This window comes from Variovorax davisae, assembly GCF_030316845.1.
GTDB classification, from domain to species: domain Bacteria; phylum Pseudomonadota; class Gammaproteobacteria; order Burkholderiales; family Burkholderiaceae_C; genus Variovorax; species Variovorax davisae.
Genome location: NZ_JASZYS010000011.1, coordinates 91,003 through 115,384 on the forward strand (window position 1 = coordinate 91,003; position 24,382 = coordinate 115,384).

21 protein-coding genes are annotated in these 24,382 nt (G+C 70.5%); 3 read left to right on the top strand and 18 right to left on the bottom strand.

Going from position 1 to position 24,382, the window contains the following annotated elements; all coding sequences use genetic code 11:
- The first annotated feature begins 1 nt into the window (after nucleotide 1).
- Entirely contained in the window at nucleotides 2–1,702 is a 1,701-nt protein-coding gene (locus QTI33_RS23650; RefSeq protein ID WP_286508800.1) for a dipeptide ABC transporter ATP-binding protein, read from the top strand.
- A gap of 10 nt (nucleotides 1,703–1,712) precedes the next feature.
- Nucleotides 1,713–2,141 carry a GNAT family N-acetyltransferase gene (locus QTI33_RS23655; protein WP_286508801.1) on the top strand — a complete coding sequence of 143 codons (429 nt, stop codon included), beginning with the start codon at nucleotides 1,713–1,715 and terminating at the stop codon, nucleotides 2,139–2,141.
- A gap of 5 nt (nucleotides 2,142–2,146) precedes the next feature.
- On the opposite strand, the gene QTI33_RS23660 is transcribed toward QTI33_RS23655, so the two are convergent.
- From QTI33_RS23660 to QTI33_RS23745, 18 genes are all read right to left on the bottom strand, one after another.
- Nucleotides 2,147–3,493 carry an LLM class flavin-dependent oxidoreductase gene (locus QTI33_RS23660; RefSeq protein WP_286508802.1) on the bottom strand — a complete coding sequence of 449 codons (1,347 nt, stop codon included), beginning with the start codon at nucleotides 3,491–3,493 and terminating at the stop codon, nucleotides 2,147–2,149.
- Nucleotides 3,494–3,536: 43 nt separating this feature from the next.
- Nucleotides 3,537–4,400: an ABC transporter ATP-binding protein gene (locus tag QTI33_RS23665; protein ID WP_286508803.1), complete on the bottom strand. Its 864-nt coding sequence runs from the start codon at nucleotides 4,398–4,400 to the stop codon at nucleotides 3,537–3,539.
- 22 nt (nucleotides 4,401–4,422) lie between these two features.
- The gene (locus QTI33_RS23670; RefSeq protein WP_286508804.1) at nucleotides 4,423–5,250 is read right to left on the bottom strand and encodes an ABC transporter permease; all 828 of its coding nucleotides are present in this window, start codon (nucleotides 5,248–5,250) and stop codon (nucleotides 4,423–4,425) included.
- Entirely contained in the window at nucleotides 5,247–6,122 is an 876-nt protein-coding gene (locus QTI33_RS23675) for an ABC transporter permease (RefSeq protein WP_286508805.1), read from the bottom strand. The genes QTI33_RS23670 and QTI33_RS23675 overlap by 4 nt, the downstream gene beginning before the upstream one ends.
- Nucleotides 6,112–7,233 (bottom strand): ABC transporter substrate-binding protein, encoded by a 1,122-nt coding sequence (locus QTI33_RS23680; RefSeq protein WP_286508806.1) that lies wholly within the window; start codon nucleotides 7,231–7,233, stop codon nucleotides 6,112–6,114. The genes QTI33_RS23675 and QTI33_RS23680 overlap by 11 nt, the downstream gene beginning before the upstream one ends.
- A 34-nt stretch (nucleotides 7,234–7,267) precedes the next feature.
- The gene (locus tag QTI33_RS23685) at nucleotides 7,268–8,782 is read right to left on the bottom strand and encodes an amidohydrolase family protein (RefSeq protein ID WP_286508807.1); all 1,515 of its coding nucleotides are present in this window, start codon (nucleotides 8,780–8,782) and stop codon (nucleotides 7,268–7,270) included.
- 84 nt (nucleotides 8,783–8,866) lie between these two features.
- On the bottom strand, nucleotides 8,867–9,724 hold the full coding sequence (locus QTI33_RS23690; RefSeq protein ID WP_286508808.1) for an ABC transporter ATP-binding protein: 858 nt from the start codon (nucleotides 9,722–9,724) through the stop codon (nucleotides 8,867–8,869).
- On the bottom strand, nucleotides 9,706–10,683 hold the full coding sequence (locus tag QTI33_RS23695) for an ABC transporter ATP-binding protein (protein WP_286508809.1): 978 nt from the start codon (nucleotides 10,681–10,683) through the stop codon (nucleotides 9,706–9,708). The genes QTI33_RS23690 and QTI33_RS23695 overlap by 19 nt, the downstream gene beginning before the upstream one ends.
- On the bottom strand, nucleotides 10,680–11,510 hold the full coding sequence (locus tag QTI33_RS23700) for an ABC transporter permease (protein ID WP_286508810.1): 831 nt from the start codon (nucleotides 11,508–11,510) through the stop codon (nucleotides 10,680–10,682). The genes QTI33_RS23695 and QTI33_RS23700 overlap by 4 nt, the downstream gene beginning before the upstream one ends.
- Nucleotides 11,507–12,511, bottom strand: a complete 1,005-nt coding sequence (locus QTI33_RS23705) for an ABC transporter permease (RefSeq protein WP_286508811.1) — start codon at nucleotides 12,509–12,511, stop codon at nucleotides 11,507–11,509. Before QTI33_RS23705 ends, QTI33_RS23700 begins: the two co-directional genes overlap by 4 nt.
- Nucleotides 12,512–12,527: 16 nt before the next feature.
- Nucleotides 12,528–14,132, bottom strand: coding sequence for an ABC transporter substrate-binding protein (locus QTI33_RS23710; RefSeq protein WP_286508812.1), 1,605 nt, complete (start codon nucleotides 14,130–14,132; stop codon nucleotides 12,528–12,530).
- A gap of 37 nt (nucleotides 14,133–14,169) precedes the next feature.
- A complete protein-coding gene (locus tag QTI33_RS23715; RefSeq protein ID WP_286508813.1) occupies nucleotides 14,170–15,387 on the bottom strand; it encodes an SfnB family sulfur acquisition oxidoreductase in 1,218 nt (405 codons plus the stop codon).
- Nucleotides 15,388–15,403: 16 nt separating this feature from the next.
- Nucleotides 15,404–16,774 (bottom strand): LLM class flavin-dependent oxidoreductase, encoded by a 1,371-nt coding sequence (locus tag QTI33_RS23720; RefSeq protein WP_286508814.1) that lies wholly within the window; start codon nucleotides 16,772–16,774, stop codon nucleotides 15,404–15,406.
- Nucleotides 16,775–17,013: 239 nt separating this feature from the next.
- The gene (locus QTI33_RS23725) at nucleotides 17,014–18,264 is read right to left on the bottom strand and encodes an ROK family protein (RefSeq protein WP_286508815.1); all 1,251 of its coding nucleotides are present in this window, start codon (nucleotides 18,262–18,264) and stop codon (nucleotides 17,014–17,016) included.
- 17 nt (nucleotides 18,265–18,281) lie between these two features.
- Entirely contained in the window at nucleotides 18,282–19,076 is a 795-nt protein-coding gene (locus QTI33_RS23730; protein WP_286508816.1) for an ATP-binding cassette domain-containing protein, read from the bottom strand.
- Nucleotide 19,077: 1 nt separating this feature from the next.
- The gene (locus tag QTI33_RS23735) at nucleotides 19,078–20,043 is read right to left on the bottom strand and encodes an ABC transporter permease (RefSeq protein WP_286508817.1); all 966 of its coding nucleotides are present in this window, start codon (nucleotides 20,041–20,043) and stop codon (nucleotides 19,078–19,080) included.
- A 28-nt stretch (nucleotides 20,044–20,071) separates the two neighbouring features.
- Nucleotides 20,072–21,073: a sugar ABC transporter substrate-binding protein gene (locus QTI33_RS23740; protein WP_286508818.1), complete on the bottom strand. Its 1,002-nt coding sequence runs from the start codon at nucleotides 21,071–21,073 to the stop codon at nucleotides 20,072–20,074.
- Nucleotides 21,074–21,925: 852 nt separating this feature from the next.
- On the bottom strand, nucleotides 21,926–22,174 hold the full coding sequence (locus QTI33_RS23745) for a hypothetical protein (protein ID WP_286508819.1): 249 nt from the start codon (nucleotides 22,172–22,174) through the stop codon (nucleotides 21,926–21,928).
- A gap of 846 nt (nucleotides 22,175–23,020) precedes the next feature.
- Here QTI33_RS23745 and QTI33_RS23750 point away from each other — a divergent pair.
- Nucleotides 23,021–24,376, top strand: coding sequence for an aromatic ring-hydroxylating oxygenase subunit alpha (locus QTI33_RS23750; protein ID WP_286508820.1), 1,356 nt, complete (start codon nucleotides 23,021–23,023; stop codon nucleotides 24,374–24,376).
- The last annotated feature ends 6 nt before the right edge of the window (nucleotides 24,377–24,382 follow it).

The following is a 24,382-nucleotide window of genomic DNA, read 5'->3' on the forward strand; positions in this document are numbered from 1 at the left end:
CATGACCGTGCTTTCCATCCGCGATCTCGAGATCGATTTCGCCAGCCGCAGCGGGCGCAGCGAACCCGCCGTGCGCCAGCTCAGCCTCTCGGTCGAGGCCGGCGAGATCGTGGCGCTGGTGGGCGAATCCGGCTCCGGCAAGAGCGTGACGGCCGCTTCCGTGCTCGGGCTGCTGCCGCCGCGCATCGCCACCGTGCGCGGCAGCATCGCCTTCGAGGGGCGCGAGCTGCTCGGCCTGTCGGAGCCGCAGCTCAACACCGTGCGCGGGCAGGGCATCGGCATCATCTTCCAGAACTCCCTGACGTCGCTGGACCCTTCGCTGCGGGTCGGCGAGCAGTTGCAGGTCTGCGCCGCGCACCGGCGCAAGCTGAAGGCCGCGCAGGCACGCGCGCTGGTGCTGACCTGGCTGGACCGGGTCGGCATCCGCGACCCGCAGCGGGTGCTGCGCTGCTACCCGCACGAGCTCAGCGGCGGCATGCGCCAGCGCGTGATGATCGCCATCGCGGCGATGGCGAATCCCCGGCTGCTCATTGCCGACGAGCCCACCACCGCGCTCGACGCCACGATCCAGAAGCAGATCCTGGCGCTGCTCAAGGACATCAACCAGCGCTATGGCACGGCCATCCTCCTCATCACGCACGACTTCGGCGTGGTGTCGTACCTGAGCCACCGGGTGGCCGTGATGCGGGGCGGCGAGATCGTCGAACAGGGGCCGACGGCGCAGCTGCTGCGCGCGCCGGCGAACGACTACACGCGGCGCCTGATCCACGCCGTCCCCGAGATCGGGGAGCGCATCGCCGATCCTTCGCCTTCGCGCCGGCTCGGCGCGGTTGCCGCGCCGCGTCCGGCGCTGCAAGTGGTGCAGGAGGCCGTCCCGCTCGCGCCGGTGATGCTGGAGGTGCAGGACCTGTCGAAGACCTTCGTGATCGACAGGAACCTGTTCCACCGCAGCGGCAAGGCGGTGCACGCGGTCAACGAAGTGAGCCTGCAGGTGCGGCGGGGCGAGATCTTCGGCCTGATCGGCGAGTCGGGCTCGGGCAAGTCCACGCTCGCGCGGCTGGTGGCGCAGCTGCTGCCCGCCAGCTCGGGCAGCGTGCGCTTCGGCGGACTGGACGCGAACGGGCTCGCAGGCGAAGCGCTGCGGGCCTTCCGGCGCCGGCTGCAGTTCGTGTTCCAGGACAGCACGGCATCGCTCAATCCGCGCCGCACCGTGGCCAGCCAGCTGGTCGATCCGGCGCTGCGCCTGGGCGTGGCGGCAAGCCGCGCCGAGGCGCTGAAGCTGGCGGCGGACGCGCTCGACCGCGTGGGCCTCGCGCAGCGCTACCTCGACCGTTACCCGCACGAATTCTCGGGCGGCCAGCGCCAGCGCATCGGCATCGCGCGCGCCCTGATCGTGAAGCCGGAGTTCGTCATCCTCGACGAGCCGACCTCGGCGCTGGACGTCTCGATCCAGGCGCAGATCCTCAACCTGCTGCTCGACCTGCGCCAGCAGCTCGACCTGACCTATCTCTTCATCGGCCACAACCTGCCCGTGATCGAGTTCCTGTGCGACCGGGTCGCGGTCATGGACCAGGGCCGCATCGTCGAGACCTTCGATGCCGGCGACCTCTTCGCCAACGCCCGCCATCCGGTCACGCGCAAGCTGCTCGACGCGGTGCTGCCCGTGCGCCGGGCGGCATTGCGCGAGGCGCTGGCCGCCTAGACTCCCAGCCATGAACTTCACGACCCAGCTCACCGACAGCGCGGACGACAGCGCACGCGTTGCCATCGTGCGCAACCTGCTCGCCTACAACCACAGCCAGACCGGCATCGCCGACCATCGGCCGCTGGCCGTGCTCGTCCATGACGAGGAAGGTCGCGTCATCGGCGGGCTCAGGGGCCGCACGGCCTATGGCTGGCTGTTCACCGAACTGCTGTTCGTGCCGGAAGCGTTGCGCGCCCGGGGCGTCGGCAAGTCCCTGCTGCTGCAAGCCGAGGCGGAGGCGCTGGCCCGCGGCTGCCGGGGCGCCTGGCTCGACACCTTCGACTTCCAGGCGCGGCCCTTCTACGAGCGCCTGGGCTACCGATGCTTCGGCGAGATCGGCGACTACCCGCCGGGTTTCTCGCGCCATTTCATGAAGAAGGTGCTCGCCGAGGCCTGACGGGGTCACGCCGCCAGCAGTGCCCGCGCGGGGTGCACCGGGCGCTTCAGGCCCAGGTGCTCGCGCAGGGTACGGCCCTCGTACTCATTGCGAAACAGGCCACGGCGGCGCAGTTCGGGCAGCACGCCGTCGATGAAATCGTCCAGGCCGCCCGGGAACCACGGCGACATGATGTTGAAGCCGTCGGCGCCGCCCTCCTCGAACCACTGCTGCAGCTGGTCGGCGATGCGCGCGGGCGTGCCGACCACCTGCTGGTGGCCACGCGCACCGGCGATGTGCAGGTACAGGTCGCGGATGCTGAGGTTGTCGCGCCGCGCCAGATCGACCAGCAGCCGCTGGCGGCTCTTCGGGCCGTTGGTCTCGGGCAGTTCGGGCAGCGGACCATCCACCGGGTAGCCCGACAGGTCGAAGCCCCCGACCACGGTGGACAGTAGCTCGAGGCCGACCGTCGGGTGGACCAGGTCCTGCAACTGCTGGAACTTCTCGTCGGCCTCGGCCTGGGTGCGGCCGACGACCGGAAAGATGCCGGGCATGATCTTCACGTCCTCGGGGTGGCGGCCGTGCTGCCGCACGCGGGCCTTGATGTCGGCGTAGAACGCCTTGGCCTCGCCGAAGGTCTGGTGGGCGACGAAGATCACCTCCGCGGTGCGCGCGGCCAGGTCCTTGCCGGCCTCCGACGCACCGGCCTGCACCACCACCGGACGACCCTGCGGCGAGCGCGAGACATTGAGCGGACCGCGCACCGAGAAGTGCTTGCCCTTGTGGCCGAGCACGTGCAGCTTGTCGGGGTCGAGGTAGAGGCCGCTGTCGGGGTCGCGCGTGAAGCTGTCGTCTTCCCAGCTGTCCCACAGGCCGGTGACGACGTCGTGGAACTCCGCGGCGCGCTCGTAGCGCAGGGCGTGGTCCAGGTGCTCGTCGCGATTGAAGTTCTGCGCCTCGGCGCCGCCGCTGGAGGTCACCAGGTTCCAGCCCGAACGCCCGCCGCTGATCTGGTCGAGCGACGCGAACTTGCGCGCCACGTTGAAGGGTTCGTTGAAGGAGGTCGAGACGGTGGCGATCAGGCCGATGCGATCGGTCACCGCAGCGAGCGCGGACAGCAGCGTGAGCGGCTCGAAATGGTCGGCGCGTGCGGTGCGCGCGAGCGAGGGCAGGTTGGTGCTGCGCACGCCCACCGCATCGGCGAGGAAGATCGCATCGAACTTGGCGGCCTCGGCCTTTTGCACCAGCTCGACATAGTGGCGGAAGTTGCTGCCGGCATCGGCTTGGGCATAGGGATGGCGCCAGGCGGCGATGTGGTGGCCGGTCTGCATGAGAAAGGCGCCGAGCTTGATCTGGCGCGTGGAAGCGGTCATGGTCTTGGATCCTGAAATGGCTTTGGAAAAGGGGTCGCGCCGCTCACCAGGCCAGCTGCAGGCCGGACGGCCCGATGGCGGACGGCCAGCGTGGCGCGTCTGGCGCCGGTCCGGGTGGAGGCTCTGTCCGGACGTCGAGGAAATCGCCCAGCACGTCGTCGCGCAGCCGGATGAAGCGCGGGTCGCTGCGGTTGCGCGGGTGCGGAAGATCGACGTCGACGATGCGCCGGATGCGCCCCGGCGAGGGCTGCATCACCACCACCTGGTCGCCGAGGAAGACCGCTTCCTCGACGTCGTGGGTGACCAGCAGCATCGTGATGCGCTCCTTCTGCCAGATCTGCTGCAGCTCGTTCTGCAGCCGCGAGCGGGTCAGCGCGTCCAGCGCGCCGAAGGGCTCGTCCAGCAGCAGCACGCGCGGCCGGTTGACCAGGCCGCGCGCGATCGCCACGCGCTGCGCCATGCCGCCGGAGATCTGGTGCGGCCAGGACTTCTCGAAGCCCTGCAGGCCGACCAGTTCGACATGCTCGGCCACCAGCGCCCGCTTCTGGGCGGCCGTGAAGGGCGCATTGCGCAGGCCGACGGCGATGTTCTGCTCGACCGAGAGCCAGGGGAAAAGGCGGTGGTCCTGGAAGACGATGCCCCGCTCGGGCCCGGTGCCGGTGATCGGCTGGCCGTCGAGCAGGATCCGGCCTTCGTACTGGTCGTCGAGCCCGAGCACGAGCCGCAGCAGCGTGGACTTGCCGCAGCCGCTGGCGCCGACGATGCTGACGAAGCGGCCCGCAGGCACGTGCAGGTCGATGCCTTGGAGCACCTGCAGTTCGCCGTGCTCGCTCTGGCTGTTGGCGTAGCGCTTGCCGACGCCGCGGATATCGAGTTCATTGGAGGCGCGCGTTGCGATCTCGGTCATGCCATGTGCCTTGCAAGTGTTTTCAGGTGCGGCCGGTCCAGCGCGACAGCCGTCGCTCCAGCCGCCGCGCGAAGGCGTTCATCAGCCAGCCGACCAGGCCGATCACGAACATGCCGAAGATCACCAGGTCCATCTGGAAATGCTCGCTGCCCTCGATCAGCAGGTTGCCGATGCCGCGGCCGGCCACCAGCAGGTACTCGGCGCCGATGGTGGCGAGCCACGAATAGATCAGCGCCAGGTAGATGCCGGTGAAGATCGCGGGCATGGCCGCCGGCAGCACCACCTCCAGGAGGGTCTGCCGGCGCGAATAGCCATAGACCCGCGCCACCTCGAGCAGCCCCGGCGGCGTGGTGCGGATGCCGTCGCAGGTGTTCACCACCACCGGCACCAGCGCGGCGAGCGAGAGGAACACCACCTTGGCCACGTCGCCGAGCCCGAACCACACCGAGATCAGCGGGATCCAGGCGAACAGCGAGATCTGCTTGAAGGTGTTGAAGCTCGGCCCGACGATGCGGTTGAACAGCGGCGACAGCCCGAGCAGCGCGCCGAGCAGCAGGCCTAGCATGGTGCCGATCGCGAAGCCGGTCGCCTCGCGCGCCAGGCTCGCGCCCAGGGCGCGCCAGAGGCGCCCGCTCGTGATCTGGTCGAGCGCGGTCGCGAGCACCTTGGCGGGCGACACCAGCAGCGCCGAGTTCACCAGGTCCAGCTGCGCGGCGAGCCACCACAGGGCGATGGCCGCGATCGGCAGGACCAGGCCGCGCCAGCGGCGGGTGTCGACCGGCCGCAGCGGCTGGAGGGTGGCCCGTTCGGCGGTATCGCGCGAGAGGCCCCCGGCCCCCGGTGCACTCATCGCGCCGCTCCCGGCCGACGGCGGTGGGCGGCGCGCTCGACGGCATCGAGCAGCCGGTCGATCGCATAGCCGATGGCACCGACGACAATGACGGCCGCCATCACGAGGTCGAGCTGGAACAGCTGCCGCCCGTAGACGATCAGGTAGCCCAGCCCTTCGCTGGAGGCCACGAGCTCGACCACCACCAGCGACAGCCAGGCCTTGGTGAAGCCCAGGCGCAGGCCCGTGAACAGCGTCGGGATCGCATGCGGCAGCACGATCTCCAGCACCTGCTGGCGGCGGCTGTAGCCGCAGGCCTGGCCCACCTCGCGCAGGGCCGTGGGGGTCTGCCGGAATCCTTGCAGCGTATTGAGCGCCACCGGCACCATCGCGGCCTTGGCGATCAGGATGTACTTGAGCGGCTCGCCGATGCCCACCAGCAGCAGCACGAAGGGCAGCCAGCCGAGCACCGGGATCTGAACCAGTGCGTTGAAGGTCGGCAGCACGTAGGCTTCGAAGCGGCGCGAAAGGCCCATGGCCGCGCCCAGCAGCAGACCGAGCAGCGCGCCGGCCGCGAAGCCGACCAGCACGCGCTGCAGGCTGGCGCTCACGTGGAGCCAGAGGTCGCCGCTGGTCGCCAGGTCGCGCAGCGTCTCGCCGACGAACTGCGGCGACGGCAGGACCTGCGGCGAGATCCAGCCTTGCGCGGCACCCACGGTCCAGAGCACCAGCAGGGTGGCGGGCAGCAGCCAGGGCAGCAGGGCGTCGACCGCGCGCCGCCAGCGCGGCGCCGGGTCGGCGAGCGTCGGTTTCGCGCGCCGCGCCAAGGGGCGGCTCGTCGGCGCCGCTTCCAGGCGGCCACCCGCGGCGATGGCCGTGGGCTCAGCGGCCATTGGCAGTCGCCACCGACTGCTGCGGCTTGTCGGCCTTCGGCTGGCCCTTGGCGTCGTAGGCGGGCCAGTAGTTCTCCAGGCCCTGCTTCTTGAGCGCGTTGCGCAGATAGCGGGTGTCGAACCAGTCGTCCACCGTGACCGAATGGCGGATCAGCTTGAGCTTGAGCGCGTCGGCGACGACCGCCTTGTAGCGGCCGAGAATGAACTCGTCCACCAGCGGTGAATTTCGGCTGGCGAGCGACTGCTTGTCGAACTCCGCCGCCCAGGAGGCGACCGGCACGCCGCTGCGCGACCAGACCTTGAACAACGCGTCGCGGTTCTTTTCCTCGGACGCCCAGTGGGCGGCGCGCACGAAGACGTCGACCACGCGCTGCACCTCCGCCTGGTGGGCCTCCTCGAACTCGCTGCGCACCAGCAGCGAGGCCTGGCGGGTCAGTGCCGGGTCCTGGCCCTGGGTCGAGTAGACGATCTGGGCCAGCCCGGCGTCGCGCACCTTGAACCACTCGTAGCCGCCGAAAGCGGCGTCCACGCCGCTGGAGACCAGCGCCGCCTGGGCGCTGCCGGCATCGAGGTTGACCACCTTCAGGTCGCGCTCCGCGAGGCCGTTGGCGGCCAGCACGTTGATGGCCACGAGGTGGCCGTTGGTGCCGCGGAAGATCGAGACCTTGCGGTCCTTGAGGTCCTTGATCGAGCGGATCGCGGAATCCTTCGGCGTGACGACATAGAGGTTGTTGCGCGCGCCGCTGACCGCCGGCAGCTTGGTCTTCAGGCCGTTGGAGCGCCCGACGATCTGCGGCAGGTCGCCCTGGTAGGCGAAGTCGATCTGCTTGTTGGACAGCGCCTCGTTCACGGCCGGGCCGGCGCCCTTGAAGAACAGCCACTCGACCTGGATGCCGGAGGACTTGAACTCCTCTTCCAGCCAGTTGTTGACCCGCACCAGCCCGCCGGGCGAACCGCCGAAGGTGACAGGGTCGCCGCCGCCGGCGGAGGCGACGCCGATGCGGATCACCTCGGGCGGTGCGGCCTGGACCTGGGCCGCCTCCAGTGACAGCAGGACCAGGACGGACAGGGCGGCGGCCCATCGGCGCAGGCGGGGCGCGGCGAGTTGCATGGGGTTCCTTGGAAAGTCGACCAACAGGTGCGGATCAGGCGGCGGGCTGGCCGAGCTTGCGGCCGACCTCCGTGCCCTCGAAGAAGCGCGGATTGGCCTCGGTGTAGAAGCGGTAGGGGTTGTCGAACACCAGCGCCTTGAAGTCGGCCGCCGTGATCACGCCCTGCGCGACCAGGTCCCAGCTCTCGGCCAGCGGTTCGGTGAACTCCGGCACGTCCCAGTGGCCGACATCGGACGACCAGATGGCGTTGATCTTCACGCCCAGCGGGTTCACGCGGTCGTTGAAGGCTGCCGCCACGGTGCGGTCGTCGGCCTCGGAGCCGAAGTAGAAGCTGTTCACCCAGCGGTCCCGGATGTCTTCGACGCGCTCGATGCCGGCCAGTGCGAAGTCGTCGATCTCGGCGTCGTTCGGCTCGCGGCTGTGCGGCAGCGCCGAAATGCCGAGGCTGTCGCGCAGCAGGGTCGACTTGTCGATGGACCGGCCCTTGAGCAGGTCGCCGCCATAGCGTTCGAACAGCGACGCCAGCAGCTCGACGTCGGCCTCGGCGGGATCGTAGTTGCGCACCGCGATCCGGTTGCGCTTCTCGAAGCGGTCGACCAGGTGGGTGTAGACATGCGAGCCCCAGTCGGCCCCGCCTTCGAGCAGCCCCACGCGCAGGCCCGGGAAGCGCCGGGTCACGCCGCCGAAGAACAGCGCCTTGGCGAAGGCCTGCGAACCGTCGGCGAAATGGCCGATGTGGTTGTTCATGTAGTTGCTGATCGACTGGCGCCCGGTCCAGCCCTGGCTGCCGTAGTGCGTGGTGACCGGCACGCCGAGTTCCACCACCTTGGCCCAGAACGGGTCGTAGTCGTGCTCGCTGTCGATGCCGTAGAAATCGATGTAGCCCGCCTGCTTGGCGATCTCGGGGTGTTCCCTGGCCGGGTACCTGTCGGCGATGGCGCGGATCGGCCGCCGCACGCCGCCGGCGATGTTGATCACCTTCAGGCCCAGCGTCCTGACCGCGAACTCCAGTTCCTCGATGCCTTCCTGCGGCGTGTGGAGCGGGATGCCGGCCACCGGCGTCAGGCGGTCCGCATAGGCGCGGTACTGGTCGGCGTGGAAGTGGTTGATGGCGCGATGCAGGGGCTGGCGAAACTCGCTGCCGGCCGCGGCCGGCGACAGCACGTCGTTCGGGAACAGGACCGAGTAGTCGGAACCCTGCTCGGCCAGCCGCTCGTGCAGCAGCGCGGGCAGCGTGTAGGTCGCGAGGTCGTAGGTGTTGCGCGTGACCCGCGCCCACCACGGCGCTCTCAAGGTGCGGTGGTACTGGCGCTCGTCGGGCGTCTGCTGGTACCAGTCCTTGCCGCCGCCGTTGCGCGTGACGAAGCGTCCGCCCAGGGCCTTGCGCAGGGCGTCCACCAGGGCATTGCCGCCATAGTGCTGGATGTAGTCCTCGAGGGCCGGTGCGTAGTCGTTGACGTGCACGTCGGTGTCGATCACCGGGTGCTGGAGGCCGGCCTTGACGGCGGCGGATCGCGATGCGCGCAGGGGGCTCAATCGGTCGTTCACGGGTGTCTCCTTCGACGTGACCTGGATGCGACGGGCAGGTTAAGTGCGGGTGTCGCGTCGCCCAAGGAAGGCTTTCGCGCTTGCTTAGGTGCGCTGCGCATATCGGCCCGGCGGGCCGCCGAACAGCGGCGCGGCCGCGGCCAGCGCCGCGGTGTAGGGATGCGCCGGATGGTCGAGCACCTGCGCGGTCTCGCCGGCCTCGACCAGGCGCCCCCGGTACATCACGAGCACGCGCTGGCACAGCAGCCGCACCACCTGCAGGTCGTGCGAGACGAACAAGTAGCCGATGCCGAGCTCGCGCCTGAGCTCGTCGAGCAGGCGCAGGATGCCGACCTGGATCGAGACGTCGAGCGCGCTGGTGGGCTCGTCGAGGATCAGCAGCGCCGGCTCGAGCGCCACCGCGCGCGCGATCCCCACGCGCGCGGCCTGGCCGCCCGAGAGTTGGTGCGGGCGCCGCGCCAGCAGGGCGGCCGGCAGGCGGGCCTGCTCGGCGGCGGCATGCACGCGCCGGCGCAGTGCGTCGCCCGTGAAGCCCTTGAGCCGGCGCAGCGGCGCCGCGATGGCGTCGAAGGCGTTCAGCCGCGGGTCCAGGCTGTCGCCCGGGTCCTGGAACACCATCTGGATGTCGGTGCGCCAGGGCGCATGCGCGGCCTTGCGCGCCGGCCAGCGCGCGAGGTCTTGCCCCTGGAAGCGGATTTCGCCACCGTCGGGATCGTCGAGGCGGGCGATGAGGCCGGCCACCGTCGACTTGCCGCTGCCGGACTCGCCGACCAGTCCGAGCGCCTCGCCACGGGCGATTTCGAAACTCAGGTCGTCGACGGCCTGCAGCCGGGGCGCCGGCGCACCGGACAGCCAGCGCGCCGGTGCCGCGCCGGCCATGGAAAAGCTCTTGCGCAGGTGGCGCACTTCGAGCAGCGGCTCGCTCACAGCGGGTTCCAGCATGCGCTTTGATGACCGTCGGCAAGGCGGGTCACCGGGGGTGGCCGGTCGCAGTCGCCGTCGATGCGGCGTTCGCAGCGTTCGGCAAAGCGGCAGGCCGGGAGATCGTCGCGCGCGAGGTCGGGCAGTTCGCCCGGCACCGGGCGCAAGCCCTGCAGCGACAGGCCGCGTCGGGGGGTGGCATCGATCAGGTGCTGGGTGTAGGGATGGGCCGGTGCCTCGAAGAGCCGCCGCACCGGCGCCACCTCGACCAGATGGCCCGCATGCATCACGGCGACGCGGTCGCAGTATTCGGAGGCCAGTGCCAGGTCGTGCGTGATCAGCAGCGTGGCCATGCGGCGCGCCCGCGCCTGCGCCGCGATCAGTGTCATCACGGCGGCCTGCGTCGTCACGTCCAGGCCGGTGGTGGGCTCGTCGGCCACCAGCAGCGCCGGCTCGCCGCTGAGCGCCAGCGCGATCATCACGCGCTGGCACATGCCGCCGGACAGCTGCCATGGATAGGCGCGCGCGCGCGCCGCGGGGTCGGCGATGCCGACCTGCGCCAGGGCTTCGATCGCCTGGGCATGGGCCTGGCGCGCCGGCCGTGGGCGTCGCGCCTGCAGCGCATCCGCGATCTGGTCGCCGACCCGGCGGATCGGGTTCAGCGAGCGGCGCGGGTTCTGGAAGATCAGCGCGATCTGGCTGCCGCGCACGCATCGCAGCGCCGGCTCGCCGGCACCCAGCAGTTCGCGCCCCCGCAGGCGCACGCTGCCCCCCAGGATTTCGGCCGACGGTTCCAGCAGGCCGGCCAGCGCGAGCGCCGTGACGGACTTGCCGGACCCCGACTCGCCGACGAGTGCGAGGGTCTCGCCGGCGGCGAGGTCGAAAGTGACGTTGTCCAGCGCGTGCACGTGGGCGCCGTCGGCGCGCCGGAAGCGCACCGAGAGCCCCTGCACTTCGAGCAGTACCCCGGAGGCGGTCACGTGCGCTGCCTCGGGTCGAGCCGGTCGCGCAGGGCATCGCCGGCCAGCGTGAACGCGTAGACCGCCGCGAACAGCGCCAGGCCCGGGAAGAGCGCGACCCACCATTGGCCGGTGAGGATGAACTGGGCGCCTTCGCCCACCAGCACGCCCCATTCGGGCGTCGGCGGGCGCACCCCCAGGCCGATGAAGGACAGCCCGGCGCCGTTGAGGATCGCCCATCCCAGGTTGAGTGACACCTGGACGGCCAGCATCGGCAGCACGTTGGGCAGCAGCACGCCGAACAGCAGGCGGGCATCGCCGGCGCCGCCGAGGCGCGCGGCCTGCACGTAGCTGGCGTGGCGCCGGACCGCCACTTCGGCGCGTGACAGCCGGATGTAGAAGGGCAGGTTGATGAGCGCGGTGGCGTAGATGACGCTGCCCACCGAATTGCCGAGCGCGGCGACCAGCGCCATGGCCACCACGAACAGCGGAAAGGCCATCAGCACGTCGACCAGCCGGCCGACCCAGCGGTCCAGCGCGCCGCCCAGGAAGCCGCAGGTGGCGCCCACCAGGTTGCCGGCAACGGCCGAGATCAGCACGGCCGAGAACGCGATCGCCATGTCGAGCCGCGTGGCCCAGATCACCCGGCTCAGCACGTCGCGCCCGAGCTGGTCGGTGCCGAACCAGTGCGCGGCCGAGGGCGGCTGCAGGCCGATGGCGACGTCGGTGGCGAACGGGTCCTGCGGCACGATGGCCGGACCCAGGAGCGCGAGCAGCAGCAAGGCGGCCGCCGGCAACAGCGGCAACCCGCGGTGCGCGCCATGGCGCCGGTGTCGAAGCGGCTTCATCGCGCGGCCGACAGGCGCGGGTCGGCGGCGGCGCCTGCCAGGTCGACCAGCAGGTTGACGAGGGCGAAGAGCGTCGCCACCAGCAGCACGAAGCCCTGCACCGGCGCCGGGTCCGAGGCCATGAGCGCGTCGAGCGCGTAGCTGCCGATGCCCGGCCAGGCGAACAGCTTCTCGACCACGACGTTGGCGCCGAGCATGTACGAGAAGACCATGCCCAGCGTGGTGAGCACCGGCAGCAGCGCGTTGCGCAGCGCATAGCCGAAAAGCACGCGGCGGCGGGGAAGACCGAGCGCGCGAGCGCTGCGCATGAAGTCGCTGGCCAGCACCGCGAGCATCGCCGAGCGCGTGATGCGCGCCAGCGGTGCCACCGAGAACAGGGCCATCGAGAGGCCGGGCAGCAGCAGGTGCGACAAGGCCGATCGCCAGGCGGCGCCGTCGCCCGCGAGCAGCGCGTCGACCAGCAGGAAGCCGCTGCGTGTCGGTGGCGGCGCCACCAGGGCGTCGATGCGCCCGATGGGCTCGGCCGCCCAGCCCAGCAGGAAGTAGAAGGCGTAGATCAGCAGCAGGCCGACGACGAAGGTCGGCGCGCAGCTGCCGGCCGTGCCGATCGCGCGGCACAGGTGGTCGATCCAGGAGCCCGGCCGCGTGGCGGCGGCCACGCCGAGCGGGATGCCGGTGGCGAGCGCCAGCCCGAAAGCGAAGAAGGTCAGTTCGAGCGAAGCGGGCAGCCGCTGCAGCAGGTCGGCCGTGACCGCCTGCCCGGTGGTGAACGAACGCCCCCAATCGCCCCGCGCCAGCTGGGCCAGGTAGTGCAGCAGCTGTTCGGGCAGCGGGCGGTCGAGCCCGAGCGACTGGCGCAGCTGTGCGACCTCGGCCGGCGTGGCCTGCCCCGAGGCGAGGAACGACGCCGCATCGCCGGGCAGGACGCGCGTGAGGAAGAAGGTGAACACCGCGGCGCCGATCAGGATCGGCACCGTGGCGAGCAAGCGCCGCACGATCATGGGAAAGGCGGCCGCGTCACGTCCGCGTGAGCGGCCGGAAGTCGACCTGGCCGTGGATGTAGTAGGTGAAGTTGGCCAGGTCGGGCTGCAGCGCGATATCGTACGAAGGCAGCCACAGCGGCACGATCGGCAGTTCCCGGAAGACGATCTGGATCGCCTGGCGGATCAGCGCGTCGTACTTGGCCTTGTCGGTCTCCCAGCGCGCCTGCTCGACCAGCCGGGCGAGTTCGGGATTCTCGAAGGCGCCGAAGTTCCAGCGCCAGTCGCCCTGGAAGAAGATCCGGAAGAAGTAGTCCGGGTCGTTGAACCAGGCCGAGGAGGTGTCGATGTAGAAGGGCAGCTTCTTGTCGGTCTGCAGCGTGCCCCATTGGGCGCCGGGCACCTTCTCGATGGTCACGGCGATGCCGATCTTCGACAGGGCCTCCTGCACCAGCAGCGCCGCCGGCTCGCCGATGGTGGCGTCGCCGACGTTGTAGCTGAAGCTGGTCTTGAAGCCCTGGGGGTAGCCGGCCGCGGCGAGCAGCTCCCTGGCCTTCTGCAACTGCGTGTCGTAGGGGTAGGCCTGCGGAAAGGCGCTGCTGGCGGGCTTGGCCGACGGCGCGCCGAAGAGCGGCTGGCCGTGGCCGAAGCTGGCGCCGCGGAACAGGCTGGTGTAGGGCAGCGCATAGGCCACGGCCTGGCGCACGCGCACGTCGTCGAAGGGCTTGGCGCGGGTGTTGAAGGCGATGAAGCGGAACGAATTGGTGACCGGCACCGACACCACCTGCAGCGTGTGGAGCTCCGCCAGCGCGTCGATGTCCTTGGGCGGCAACTGCAGGGCGACGTCGGCGTCGCCGCGCTGCAGGGCGGCCGAGCGCGTCGCCGCGGTGGGCACGGTCTGGAACACGGCCCGCCGCACGTACGGCAGCGCGCCGCTCTTCCAGTCGTCGAAGCGGGCGTAGACCACCTGCTGGCCCGGGGTCCACGATTCGATCCGATAGGCACCGCCGCCGGCTGCGTTGTTGCGCACCCATTCGGCTGCCCACGGATCGGCGGCGGTCGCATGCTTCTTGGCCAGCTCGGCATTCAGCACCGAGGCAAAAGTCAGGGCCAGGTTCGGCAGCGTGTAGCGGTCGGCGCGCGGCAGCGTGATGCGCAGGGTGTGGGCATCCACGACCGTGAACTGCGCGGGATCGGTCAGCGACCCGGTGGCCAGCTGGCGCTTGGAGGCCGGCAGGCTCACGGCCCGGTCGAGCGACCACTTGACATCGTTCGCGGTCACGGGCGATCCGTCATGAAACGTCGCGTTCCGGCGCAGGTGGAAGGTGAGCGTCTTGCCGTCGGCCGACTGCTCGAAGCGTTCGGCCAGTTCGCCCTTGAAGCGCGCGTAGTCGTAGCGGTACACGCCCGACGGCAGCTTGATGCGGTCGAAGTGGATCAGGCGGTCGTAGATGTTGGTGAAGGTGCCGAGCGATTCCCGGCTCACGCCCTCGCCGTGCGGGTCGCGCGAGTTGGGGGTGCCTTCGGCCAGCACGCGCACGGTTTCCTTGCGGGACTGGGCGTGGGCGAGCGCAAGGGTGGCGGGCAGGGCGGCCAGGAAGCCGGCGCCCGAGCCGGCCTGGAGCAGATGGCGTCGTTGCATGGAGGGTTCGATCCGGAAGGTGAAGGAGCGGGCTGCCTCAGAGCGAGGCGTGGCGGCGCGGCGCGGTGCCGTTCAGCCAGAAGTCGCCGACGGCATGGAATTTCCAGCGCAGCGGGTCGTGCACGGTGTGGGTGCGGGCGTTGCGCCAGTGGCGGTCGAGGTTGTGTTCGGCCAGCGTCGACTGGGTGCCGCCGAGCTCGATCAGGCTGCTGCTGGCGTCGAGCGCGATCTGGGTCGTCGCCACCTTCGCCTCCGCCACCGCGATCGACGCCTCGGTCACCGAGGCCGCGCCCGCGTCGTCGCGCGCCGTGTCCAGATGGCCGGCGGCGCGTTCCTGCAGCAGCTCGGCCGCGTGCAGCCGGATCACGAGTTCGCCGACGCGCGACAGCGTGAGCGGGTCCTGGGCGGCATGCGCGACCCCGCTGTCGGCCCAGGGCCGCGCGCGTTCGCGCACCCAGTGGCGCAGGTCGGCGAGCGCCGCGCGCGCGATGCCGAGGTCGATCGCCGAGTGCAGCAGCTGGGCGAAGGCGCCGTGGATCGTCGGTGGCTCGAACAGGCGGTGCCGGGCCACGACCTGCAGCGGCGTCACGGCCACGTTGTCGGCGATCACCGTGCCGCTGGCCGTGGTGCGCTGGCCGAAGCCGTTCCAGTCGTCCTCGACCATCAGGCCGGGGGCGTGGCGCTCGACGAACACCAGCACCTGCCGGCCCTCGTCGTCGAGGGCCGCCACCGGCACCCAGTGCGCGAACAGCGCGCCGGTCGAATAGGCCTTGCGGCCATCGAGGCGCAGGCCGCCGGGCGTGCGCGCCAACCGGGTCTTGACCACCTTGGCGTTGGCCGTCCCGGTCTCCGACACGGCATTGCCGAAACGCCGTCCGGCCAGCGCCTCGGCGAAGAAGAAGCGCTGCTGCTCCGGGGTGCCGACCAGCCGGATCGCATCGACCAGGCAGTGGTGGTTCTGCGGGATCTGGCCGATCGCCGGGTCGGCCTCGGAAATCAGGGCCGTCACCTCGGACAGGGTCAGGTGCGACACCGCCGGGCCGCCGAAGGCACGCGGCACGGCGAGCCCCCAGAGGCCGCTCTGTGCGTAGCGGTCGATTTCGGCGAAGGGCAGGCTGCGCTGCCGGTCGCGCTCGGCCGCGCCGGGTGCAAAACGGGCGGCCAGTTCACGGGCGACCGCCAGGGCGTGCGCGTCGTCGCGGATCAGGGTGGCGGTCGGCGCATCGGCCGTGGCGTGGGAGGGGAGGGCAGACACGGGGTCTTTCTGATGTTCAGGGGTTGCGGCGCCAGGCGGCACCGGGATGGGGAAGGGCGAGCCGCGGCGGGCCACCCAGCAGCTTCTCGCGCAGCGTGCCGGGCGCGTAGGCGCGCTTGAACCGCCCGCGCGTTTGCAGTTCGGGCACCAGCAGGTCGGCGATGTCGGCGAAGCCCTCGGGCGTCACGGTGCGCACCAGATTGAAGCCATCGACCCCTGTCGCATCGGCCCAGTCGATGAGCTCGGTCGCGACCTCGGCGGCGGCGCCGACGATCGGCGTGAAGCGCCCGCCGAGCGTCATCCCGGCCAGCAGCCGGTTCACCGTCCAGGCGCCCGTGGCGCTGCCGCGGGTGATCGCGTCGTGCGCCGACTGGATCGCTTCGCCGCCCGCGGGGCGGATCGGCTCGTCGCCTTCGTAGCGCGACAGGTCGATGCCGGTGGCGCTGGCGAACTGGGCCAGTGCCGCGCGCGGCTCGGCATGGCGGCGGTAGTCGGCCAGCTTGTCGTTCGCCTCGGCACCGGTCTGTCCGACGATCACTTCCAGGCTCGTGAGGATGCGCACGGAGCCCGGGTCGCGGCCGGCCTCGGCGATGCGTTCGCGCAGTGTCTTCACCAGGCTCGCGGTGGCTGCCCGCCCCTGGTTGGGGATGAACAGGCACTCGGCGTGCTTGATCGCGAAGGCGATGCCGCGCGCGGAGGCGCCGGCCTGGTAGAGCACCGGCGTGCGCTGCGGCGATGGCTCGCTCAGGTGGATCGCGTCGATCTGGTAGTGCGGGCCGTCGTGCCTCACGCGGTGCACGCGCGAGGGCTCCGCGTACACGCCGCGCAGCGCGTCGGCCACCACCGCGTCGTCGTCCCAGCTGGCCTCCCAGAGCTGGTAGACCACGTCCATGAACTCGTCGGCGCGTTCGTAGCGGGCGTCGTGGCCGGTCAACCCCGAGCTGCCCGTGGCGCGCGCGCTGCTGTCGAGAAAGCCGGTCACGATGTTCCAGCCGAGGCGGCCGCGCGAGAGATGGTCGAGCGTCGACATGCGGCGCGCGAACAGATAGGGGGGCTCGTGGCTGAGGTTGACCGTGATGCCGAAACCCAAGTGTTCGGTCACCGCGGCCATCGCCGGCACCAGCACCGCCGGATCGTTGGCCGGCAGCTGGATCGCGTGTCGCAGTGCGGCGTCGGCGCTGCCGCCATAGACGTCGTAGACGCCCGTGGTGTCGGCCAGGAACAGGCCGTCGAACAGGCCGCGCTCGAGCGTGCGCGCCAGGTCCTGCCAGTAGGCGATGTCCTTGTAGTCGGTGGCGCGGTCGCGCGGGTGCCGCCACAGCCCATGGGCGAGGTGGCCGACCGTGTTCATGTCGAACGCGTTGAGCAGCAATTCGCGGCAGGCCAAATCGGGTCGTCTCTCGGAAGAATGTGCGGTGGCGGGGTCGGGCGGCAGCGCCGCTCCAGTGTGTGAGAAGGCGCTTTTTCTGCGGCCCGTTCGGCGTCCGCGACTCTAGGTGCGCGGCGCGACGCGGCCAACGAAGCTTTGCGCATGTGCTCATGCGCAAAGGGAGCAAGCGCAGGCGACGAAGCGCCGCCGAGTGGAGGAAGCGTGCGCTGGGCGGCGGGCTGCGGTGAGGCTGGCCCTCAGCCCGCTCCCTTGTCCAGCTTCAGGAACAGGTCCCGGTCGGGCGCGAAATTGGCATGCAGCGGCAGCAGCGCGCCGCCCAGCGCGCGGGCGTCCGAGCCGGTGGTGCCCGGCAGCAGCTGCGGACATTCGACGCCTTCCCAGCTGTAGCGGCTGCGCGCCGCCGACACCGCCTCGAGCAGCGCCTCGAGCAGCTCGCGGCTGAACGAGCCGTCGATGATCACGCCCTCGAGGTCGAGCAGGCAGGCGGCGTCGTGGATCGCCAGCACGATCGCAGGTGCGGCCTCCTCCAGCCAGGCCTGCGTGATCGGCTGCCAGGGCACCTGCAGCGCGCGCCGGTCGGACACCGCGGCCGGGTCCAGCCCGGCCTGCTCGAAGCGCCGCTCCAGCATGATCAGCGAGGCCACGCTGAGCAGCTGCGGCGGTGGCGCGGTGTCGCCCGGCAGCGCCCGGTGCAGGGCCAGCGAGCCGATCGCGCCGGCGTTGCCGTTGAGCCCACCGCGCAGGTGGCTGTCGATCACCAGTCCGCCGCCGACGAAGGTGTCGACGAAGATGTAGACGAAGCTGCGCACGCTGCGTCCGCGCCCGGCCACCAGCTCGGCCACGCAGGCGGCCGCGGTGTCCTTGACGAAGCTCACCGGCAAGGTCGACAGCGCCGCCACCCGCGCCCGCACGTCGGTGCGGTTCCAGGCCGCGGCGCGGTCGGCCTCCACGCCCAGCAGCGCCTGCCAGCCGCCCAGCGACAGCGGCGCCGCGATGCCGATGCCCTGCAGCCGCTCCTGCTCGGCGGCGCCCAGCAGCGCATGGAACTCGGCCAGCCGCGCCGCGATCTCGCTGAACACCGCCTCGGGCCGGGGATAGTCGTAGCTCAGGCTGCGCCGCGCCCGCACCGCGCCGGTGAAGTCGACCAGCAGCATGTCGAGGCTGCGCCGGCCCAGCTTGATGCCGATCGAGAAGGCGCCGTCCGGGTTCAGCGCCAGCGGCACCGAGGGCTGGCCGACCTTGCCGCGCAACAGGGCGCCGCGCAGCAGCAGGCCGTCGTCGAGCAGCCGCTTGGTGATCAGCGAGATGGTCTGCGGCGTCAGCCGGGTGAGCCGCGCCAGCTCGGCGCCGGGCATCGGGCCGTGGTTGCGGATCGCCTGCAGCACCACGCGCTCGTTGTACTGGCGCAGGCCGCCCTGGCTCGAGCCGCGCGGGCGCAGCCGGGTCGCCTCGGGCGACCCGTCGTCGGCCGATGGGGGGGCCGTCATCGCACGCACCGCCCCGCTCACGCCAGGCATTCGGCGGGCAGTTGCTCGGGCGGCAGGGCCCCGGTCATGACCGCCACCGTGTCGCTCATGCTGATCTTCTTCGGGTTCAGCACCGCGCCGCGCTTGCCGAGGCGGGCCACATGGATGCGGTCGGCGATCTCGAACACATGCGGCATGTTGTGGCTGATCAGAACCACCGGCAGGCCCTTGTCGCGCACCCGGCGGATCAGCTCGAGCACCATGTTGCCTTCCTTGACGCCGAGCGCCGCGGTCGGCTCGTCGAGGATCACGACGTGGTTGGCAAAGGCCGCCGCGCGCGCCACCGCCACGCACTGGCGCTGGCCGCCCGACAGCGTCTCGACCGCCTGCGTCATCGAGCGGATGCCGACCTTGAGGTCGTTCATGCGGGCGATGCTCTGCTCCAGCATCTTCTTCTTGTCGAGCATCCGCAGCACGTTGCCGAGGAAGCCCTCGCGCCGGATCTCGCGGCCCAGGAACAGGTTCTCGGCGATGGTCATGGCGGGCGCCACGGCCAGGTCCTGGTAGACCGTCTCGATGCCTTCGCGGCGGGCGTCGATGGGGGCCTTGAAATGGATCGGCTTGCCGTCCAGCAGGATCTGGCCCTCGTCGGGCACCGTGGCGCCCGACAGGCACTTGATCAGCGAGGACTTGCCGGCGCCGTTGTCGCCGATCACGGCCAGGATCTCGCCGGCGCGCAGCTCGAAGTCGGCGCCGTCCAGCGCCGTGACCTGGCCGTAGCGCTTGACCAGGCCCTTGGCCTGCATCACGAGGGGTGCGGTGGTGGCGGTCATGTCAGCGGCCTCCCTTGCGTGAAAGCTGATCGACGGTCACGGCGACGATCACCAGGATGCCGGTGATCAGCACCTGGTAGACCGAGGACACGCCCATCAGCGTGAGGCCGTTGCGCAGCACGCCCACCACGACGGCGCCGACCAGCGAACCGAGGATCATGCCGCGGCCGCCGAACAGGCTGGTGCCGCCGAGCACCACCGCGGTGATGGCGTCGAGGTTCTCGGTCTGGCCCGCGTTGGGGTCGCCGACGCCGGTGCGCGCCACCGACATCAGCGAGGCGATGCCGTAGAACACGCCGGCCAGCACGTAGACGCCGAGCAGCACGCGCTCGGGCGGGATGCCGACCAGGCGGGTCGCTTCCGGGTTGTTGCCGACCGCGTACACGTGCCGCCCGGCGCCGGTCTCGCGCAGCCAGAACCAGACGCCCAGGTAGAGCAGGATCATCAGCACGGTGCCGTAGGCGACGTTGGTGCCGCCCAGCGCGAAGGTGCTGCCGAACCAGGTCATCATCGGCGGCACCTCGGTCACGGTCTGTGCGCCTGAATACAGCTGGGTGATCGCGAAGGCGATGTTGAAGGTGCCCAGCGTGACGATGAAGGGCGGCAGCTTGATGCGCGTCACCAGCAGGCCGTTGACGAGCCCGAAGCCGGCCGTCACCGCGATGCCGGCCAGGATCGCCAGCGGCGCGGGCAGCCCCATGTCGGCCGCCAGCTTGGTCATCACGATGCTGCCCAGCGCCATGATCATGCCGCACGACAGGTCGATCCCGGCCGTGAGGATGATCAGGGTCTGGCCGATCGCGATCACGCCGACCACTGTCACCTGCTGGAGGATCAGCGAGAAGTTCTCGCCGCTGAAGAACTGGTCGGTCGTGAAGCCGAAGGCGATACACGCGATCAGCAGGGCGATGAACGGGCCCAGCTGTCCCAGCGGGGGCAGCTTGGCATTCAGGGTGGTGGCGGTCATGGTGTGCTGTTCCGTGCGGCGGCAGCGCCTACTTCTTGCCCCAGCAGAGCTCGGTGCCCACCTTGGTGTCCTTGCTCTCGACGCCGCCCACCGGCTTGGCGGCGATCAAGGTGACGCCGGTGTCGGTGTAGCCGCTGACCTTCTTTCCGCTGGTGGCGTAGTCGACGCCGGCGGCCACGCCCATGGCGGCCATCTTCAGCGGGTACTGCTGCGAGGTGGCGGCGATCTTGCCGGCCGCCACGTCCTTGATGCCGTCGCAGCCGCCGTCGACCGAGACGATCATCACGTTCTTGTCCTTGCCCGACTTTTGCAGCGCGTTGAAGGCGCCGGCGGCGGCCGGCTCGTTGATGGTGTAGACCAGGTTGATGTCGGGGTTCTTCTGCAGGCAGTTCTCCATCGCGGTCTGGCCCTTGGCGCGGTCTCCGAAGCTGTCGGCCATGCAGACCACCTCGGCCGGGCGGGCCAGTTCGTTGTTCTTGGCGTCGTTGCTCTTGAGCCCGAAGCCCTGCAGGAAGCCGTTGTGACGCTGGGCACCCACCGGGTGGCCCGGGAACAGGTCGAGCGTCGCGATCTTCACCGGCTTGCCGGCCATGGCCGCCTTGGCGTATTGGCCGATCAGCACGCCGGCCTGGTAGTTGTCGGTGGCGAAGAGGGCGTCGGTGGCGCTCTGCGGATCGGTGGGGCTGTCGAGCGCGATCACCATCACGCCTTTTTCCTGGGCCTTCTTAATGGCCGGGATGATGGCCTTGGCGTCGCTCGGCGTGATCAGGATGGTCTTCGCGCCGGCCGCGATCATGTTCTCCATCGCCGCCACCTGGCCGGCGTTGTCGCCGTCGGTCTTGCCGGCCCCGGACAGCAGCTTGGCGCCCTTGGCCTTGGCCTCGGCCGAGGCGCCTTCCTTCATTTTCACGAAGAAGGGGTTGGTCTCGGTCTTGGTGATCAGGCCGATCACGGGCTCGGCGGCCTGGACGGGGAACTGGGCGGCCAGCGCGGCAGAGGTCAACGCGGCGGCGAGGGTGAGCTTGAGCATCGGTTTTGTCTCCTGTTTGCCAAAAAAGTATTGAGGACGGGCAACAGAGTTTGGAATCCCGTAGTTAATAAATCAAGTGGATTGATTAATGGAAAACCCGGGGTTTGGTGACGGGGTATTTCAGGGCGGGTTGAGGCGGCTGCTCCGACGCGCTGCATTGCGTAACTCTCTGTTACCAAATGTCCAGGTGCCCGCCTTGCGAGAACGACCCCTCCCATTGCGAGAAAGGCGTTCAATCTGAGCTCATCACAATTCACTGGGGAGCGCGATGTCGAGGGCCACTGCAGCGCCAACAGCCGACTCCGTGAATCGGGATTCGGGTCCATCGCCGTCCCGTGCGCTGCATGTCGCGGCGCCGTGATGGCGCACGACGTTCCGCAGGAGCCCGCAAATGACGAAATACTGCGACTCGTGCCACACGGCCAACAAGGACCGCGCCAGATACTGCCATGGCTGCGCGGGCAAGTTCTCCGGTCTGCGCTTCGACGCGGCGGCCTTTCTTCCGACCTTGCCGGACGCGCGCGCGGCGCGGGCCGTGCCCCCGCCCAGGCCGGCGGGTCCAGCGCCTGCACGCGCACCGCTTCGAAAGCCGGTGCCGACACGTGGCCCACGGCCAGCGCTGCCTTCCAGGATCGGCGTCCCGCTGCTGTCGCTGTTCTTCGTCCTCTTCGCCTCGGCGGCGAGCTTCGTGTATTGGTATTCGACCCGCACGGTGCGTGAGGCGCCGGTCGCGGGTTCGCAGCAGCGCCTCCTTCAGGCGGCGCCCGAGACCCGGGACCCGGCCGTGGACGCTGGGTTGCCAGCCCCGAACCCGTCGCCCGTGTCGCTGCAGACCTCGCTCGCATCCGCGCCTCAGGAGGCGCCCCAGAGCCCCGTCGCTGAAACGACGATCGAAGGCGCGCCGCTGCCGGGTCCGGAGCCGCAGCCCGACGCCCGTGCGGACGAACCCCTGAAGTCTGCGAGCTCGCAGGCGACCGGGGTCGAGGCGTCGGCCAGCCGGGACCGGGTCGCTGCCAAGCCGTCGTCGAACCCTCGGCGTCGCGACGAGGTCGCCGCTTCGGCGCCGAAGCGGCGCGTGGCGGCGACCAAGGTCGAGATCATTCCCCGGGCGCCTGCGCCACCTGCGGCGGTGGAGGCTGAGCCGGTGCGACCGAGGGCGCCCGAAAGCTCGCAGGCGCTGCGCTCGGGCATGGCGTCCAGAGCCGTGGGCAACCTGCCCTGCGATCGCTACAACCCCTTCGGGGAGGCCGTTTGCTCGAGCACGATCCAGCCGCCAGGCCAGCCGACGCCGCAATGGGCGGCCACCGAGTCATCGATCGCCAGCGCCCGGGGAACGGGATCGCCTGCGCTGCGCGCCGCGGCCGTGGCGAGCGGCGGTGGAACGCCAGGCATGGCCGATGGCGGCGGCGCAGGCGGCGGCGGCTCGGGCGGTGGAGGCGCGGGGGCGGGTGCGGGTGCCGGAGGTGGCGGCGCAGGCGGCGGCGGATCGGGTGGAGGGGCCGGTGCTGGGGCCGGTGGCGGAGCGGGAGCGGGCGGTGGCGCTGGTGGGGGCGCCGGAGCGGGGGCGGGTGCTGGTGCTGGTGCTGGTGCTGGCGCTGGAGCTGGAGCTGGAGCTGGAGCTGGAGCTGGAGCTGGAGCTGGAGCTGGAGCTGGAGCTGGAGCTGGAGCTGGAGCTGGAGCTGGAGCGGGCGCAGGCGCAGGCGCAGGCGCAGGCGCAGGCGCGGGTGCAGGTGCCGGAGCCGGAGCCGGAGCCGGAGCCGGAGCCGGAGCCGGGCCGGGCGCCGGTCCTGGAGGTGCAGGTGGCGCCGGCGGGGCGGGGGCTGGTCCCGGAGGCGGAGCCGGCGGCGGCGCGGGAGGGGCCGGTGGTGCGGGCGGCGGCCCCGGGGGCGGTGCCGCCGGGCGCTAGATCCGCTGAGGGTAAATCTGGGAACCCGCGCCCGGGAGAGCATGCACACTGGGCGGCCGCAGGCCTGCGAAGACGGGCAACTGCTGCAAGACAAGGGGCAGTCGATGATGAACCTCGATGCGCTGGTCGAGCCCGACCGCGTCCACAAGACCGTCTACACCGATGCCGGGATCTTCGATGCCGAGATGGAGAAGATCTGGGAACGCATCTGGGTCTATTGCGGCCATGTGTCGCAGGTGCCCGATCCCGGCGACTACCACGCCGTCACCATCGGCCGCCAGCCGATGTTCATGGTGCGGCAGGCCGACGGCTCGGTGCAGGTGCTGCACAACCGCTGCCCGCATCGGGGCGTGCAGCTGGTGGGCAACCTGAAGGGCAACACCGGGCACAGCATCGTCTGCTCCTACCACGCGTGGAGCTTCCACCTGGACGGCCGCGTGCGTGCGATCCCGCTGGCCCAGGGCTATGAAGGCACGCGCATGACGCACGACAACCCCGATTGCGGCGTGAAGCGCGCGGCGCGCGTGGAGAGCTATCGGGGCTTCGTCTTTGCCAGCCTGGCGGCCGACGGCCCCTCGTTGAAGGAGTTCCTCGGCGAGGCGCGCGTCGCCTTCGACGACATGTGCGACCGCTCGCCGGTCGGCGAGGTGGAGGTGGTGCCGATCTGCCATCGTGTGATCCAGCATTCGAACTGGAAGTTCTTCATGGAGAACCAGCTCGACGCGCTGCATCCCTCGGTCACGCACCAGTCGACCGGCATCGCGGCCGGGCGGGTCGAGAAGCGGCTGAAGTCGCAGCAGGAGAAGGTGCCGCTGTACTACCACTACCTCTCGGCCTTCGCGTCGAGCTTCGAGCAATGGGACGCGGTGCAGACGATCAACTTCCCGCACGGGCACGGCATCCTGAAGGCCTACATGGGCCTGCGCCCGCAGGACCCCGACACGCTCGCGCACGAGGCCCTGCTGAAGCAGGCCTACGGCGAGCAGCGCGCCGAGGAGTACCTGTCGCGCAGCATCCATCACGTGCTGATCTATCCCTACCTGTCGGTGCAATCACCCTTGCAGCAGCTGCGCTGCCTGCGGCCGATCGCGCCGGACAAGACGCTGTCGGAGATCTGGCACTTCCGCCTGAAGGGTGCGCCCGAGGCCATCTACCGCCGCAGCCTCTGGTACTACAACCTCGTGAACTCCCCCGCCACGATGATCAATGCCGACGACCTGGAGAACTGGACCAAGGGGCAGTGGGGTCTGCAGTCGAATGGCGGCGACTGGGTCAGCTTCCATCGCTACTTCGGCGACGACCGCGAGGAGGGCGGCGTGACCTATTCCAACCATGGCACTTCCGAGGCGGTGATGCGAAGCCAGTTTCGCGCCTGGTCGGCCTACATGGCTTCATAGCGCAGG

Coding starts and splice junctions, on each gene's coding strand:
- QTI33_RS23665 (WP_286508803.1), bottom strand. CDS start 4,400: ATGACCGAGATCGCAACGCGCGCCTCCAATGAACTCGATATCCGCGGC.
- QTI33_RS23705 (WP_286508811.1), bottom strand. CDS start 12,511: ATGATCGTGCGGCGCTTGCTCGCCACGGTGCCGATCCTGATCGGCGCC.
- QTI33_RS23700 (WP_286508810.1), bottom strand. CDS start 11,510: ATGAAGCCGCTTCGACACCGGCGCCATGGCGCGCACCGCGGGTTGCCG.
- QTI33_RS23745 (WP_286508819.1), bottom strand. CDS start 22,174: ATGATCTCGACCTTGGTCGCCGCCACGCGCCGCTTCGGCGCCGAAGCG.
- QTI33_RS23680 (WP_286508806.1), bottom strand. CDS start 7,233: ATGCAACTCGCCGCGCCCCGCCTGCGCCGATGGGCCGCCGCCCTGTCC.
- QTI33_RS23655 (WP_286508801.1), top strand. CDS start 1,713: ATGAACTTCACGACCCAGCTCACCGACAGCGCGGACGACAGCGCACGC.
- QTI33_RS23670 (WP_286508804.1), bottom strand. CDS start 5,250: ATGAGTGCACCGGGGGCCGGGGGCCTCTCGCGCGATACCGCCGAACGG.
- QTI33_RS23675 (WP_286508805.1), bottom strand. CDS start 6,122: ATGGCCGCTGAGCCCACGGCCATCGCCGCGGGTGGCCGCCTGGAAGCG.
- QTI33_RS23650 (WP_286508800.1), top strand. CDS start 2: ATGACCGTGCTTTCCATCCGCGATCTCGAGATCGATTTCGCCAGCCGC.
- QTI33_RS23730 (WP_286508816.1), bottom strand. CDS start 19,076: ATGACCGCCACCACCGCACCCCTCGTGATGCAGGCCAAGGGCCTGGTC.
- QTI33_RS23735 (WP_286508817.1), bottom strand. CDS start 20,043: ATGACCGCCACCACCCTGAATGCCAAGCTGCCCCCGCTGGGACAGCTG.
- QTI33_RS23740 (WP_286508818.1), bottom strand. CDS start 21,073: ATGCTCAAGCTCACCCTCGCCGCCGCGTTGACCTCTGCCGCGCTGGCC.
- QTI33_RS23660 (WP_286508802.1), bottom strand. CDS start 3,493: ATGACCGCTTCCACGCGCCAGATCAAGCTCGGCGCCTTTCTCATGCAG.
- QTI33_RS23710 (WP_286508812.1), bottom strand. CDS start 14,132: ATGCAACGACGCCATCTGCTCCAGGCCGGCTCGGGCGCCGGCTTCCTG.
- QTI33_RS23690 (WP_286508808.1), bottom strand. CDS start 9,724: ATGCTGGAACCCGCTGTGAGCGAGCCGCTGCTCGAAGTGCGCCACCTG.
- QTI33_RS23750 (WP_286508820.1), top strand. CDS start 23,021: ATGCACACTGGGCGGCCGCAGGCCTGCGAAGACGGGCAACTGCTGCAA.
- QTI33_RS23725 (WP_286508815.1), bottom strand. CDS start 18,264: ATGACGGCCCCCCCATCGGCCGACGACGGGTCGCCCGAGGCGACCCGG.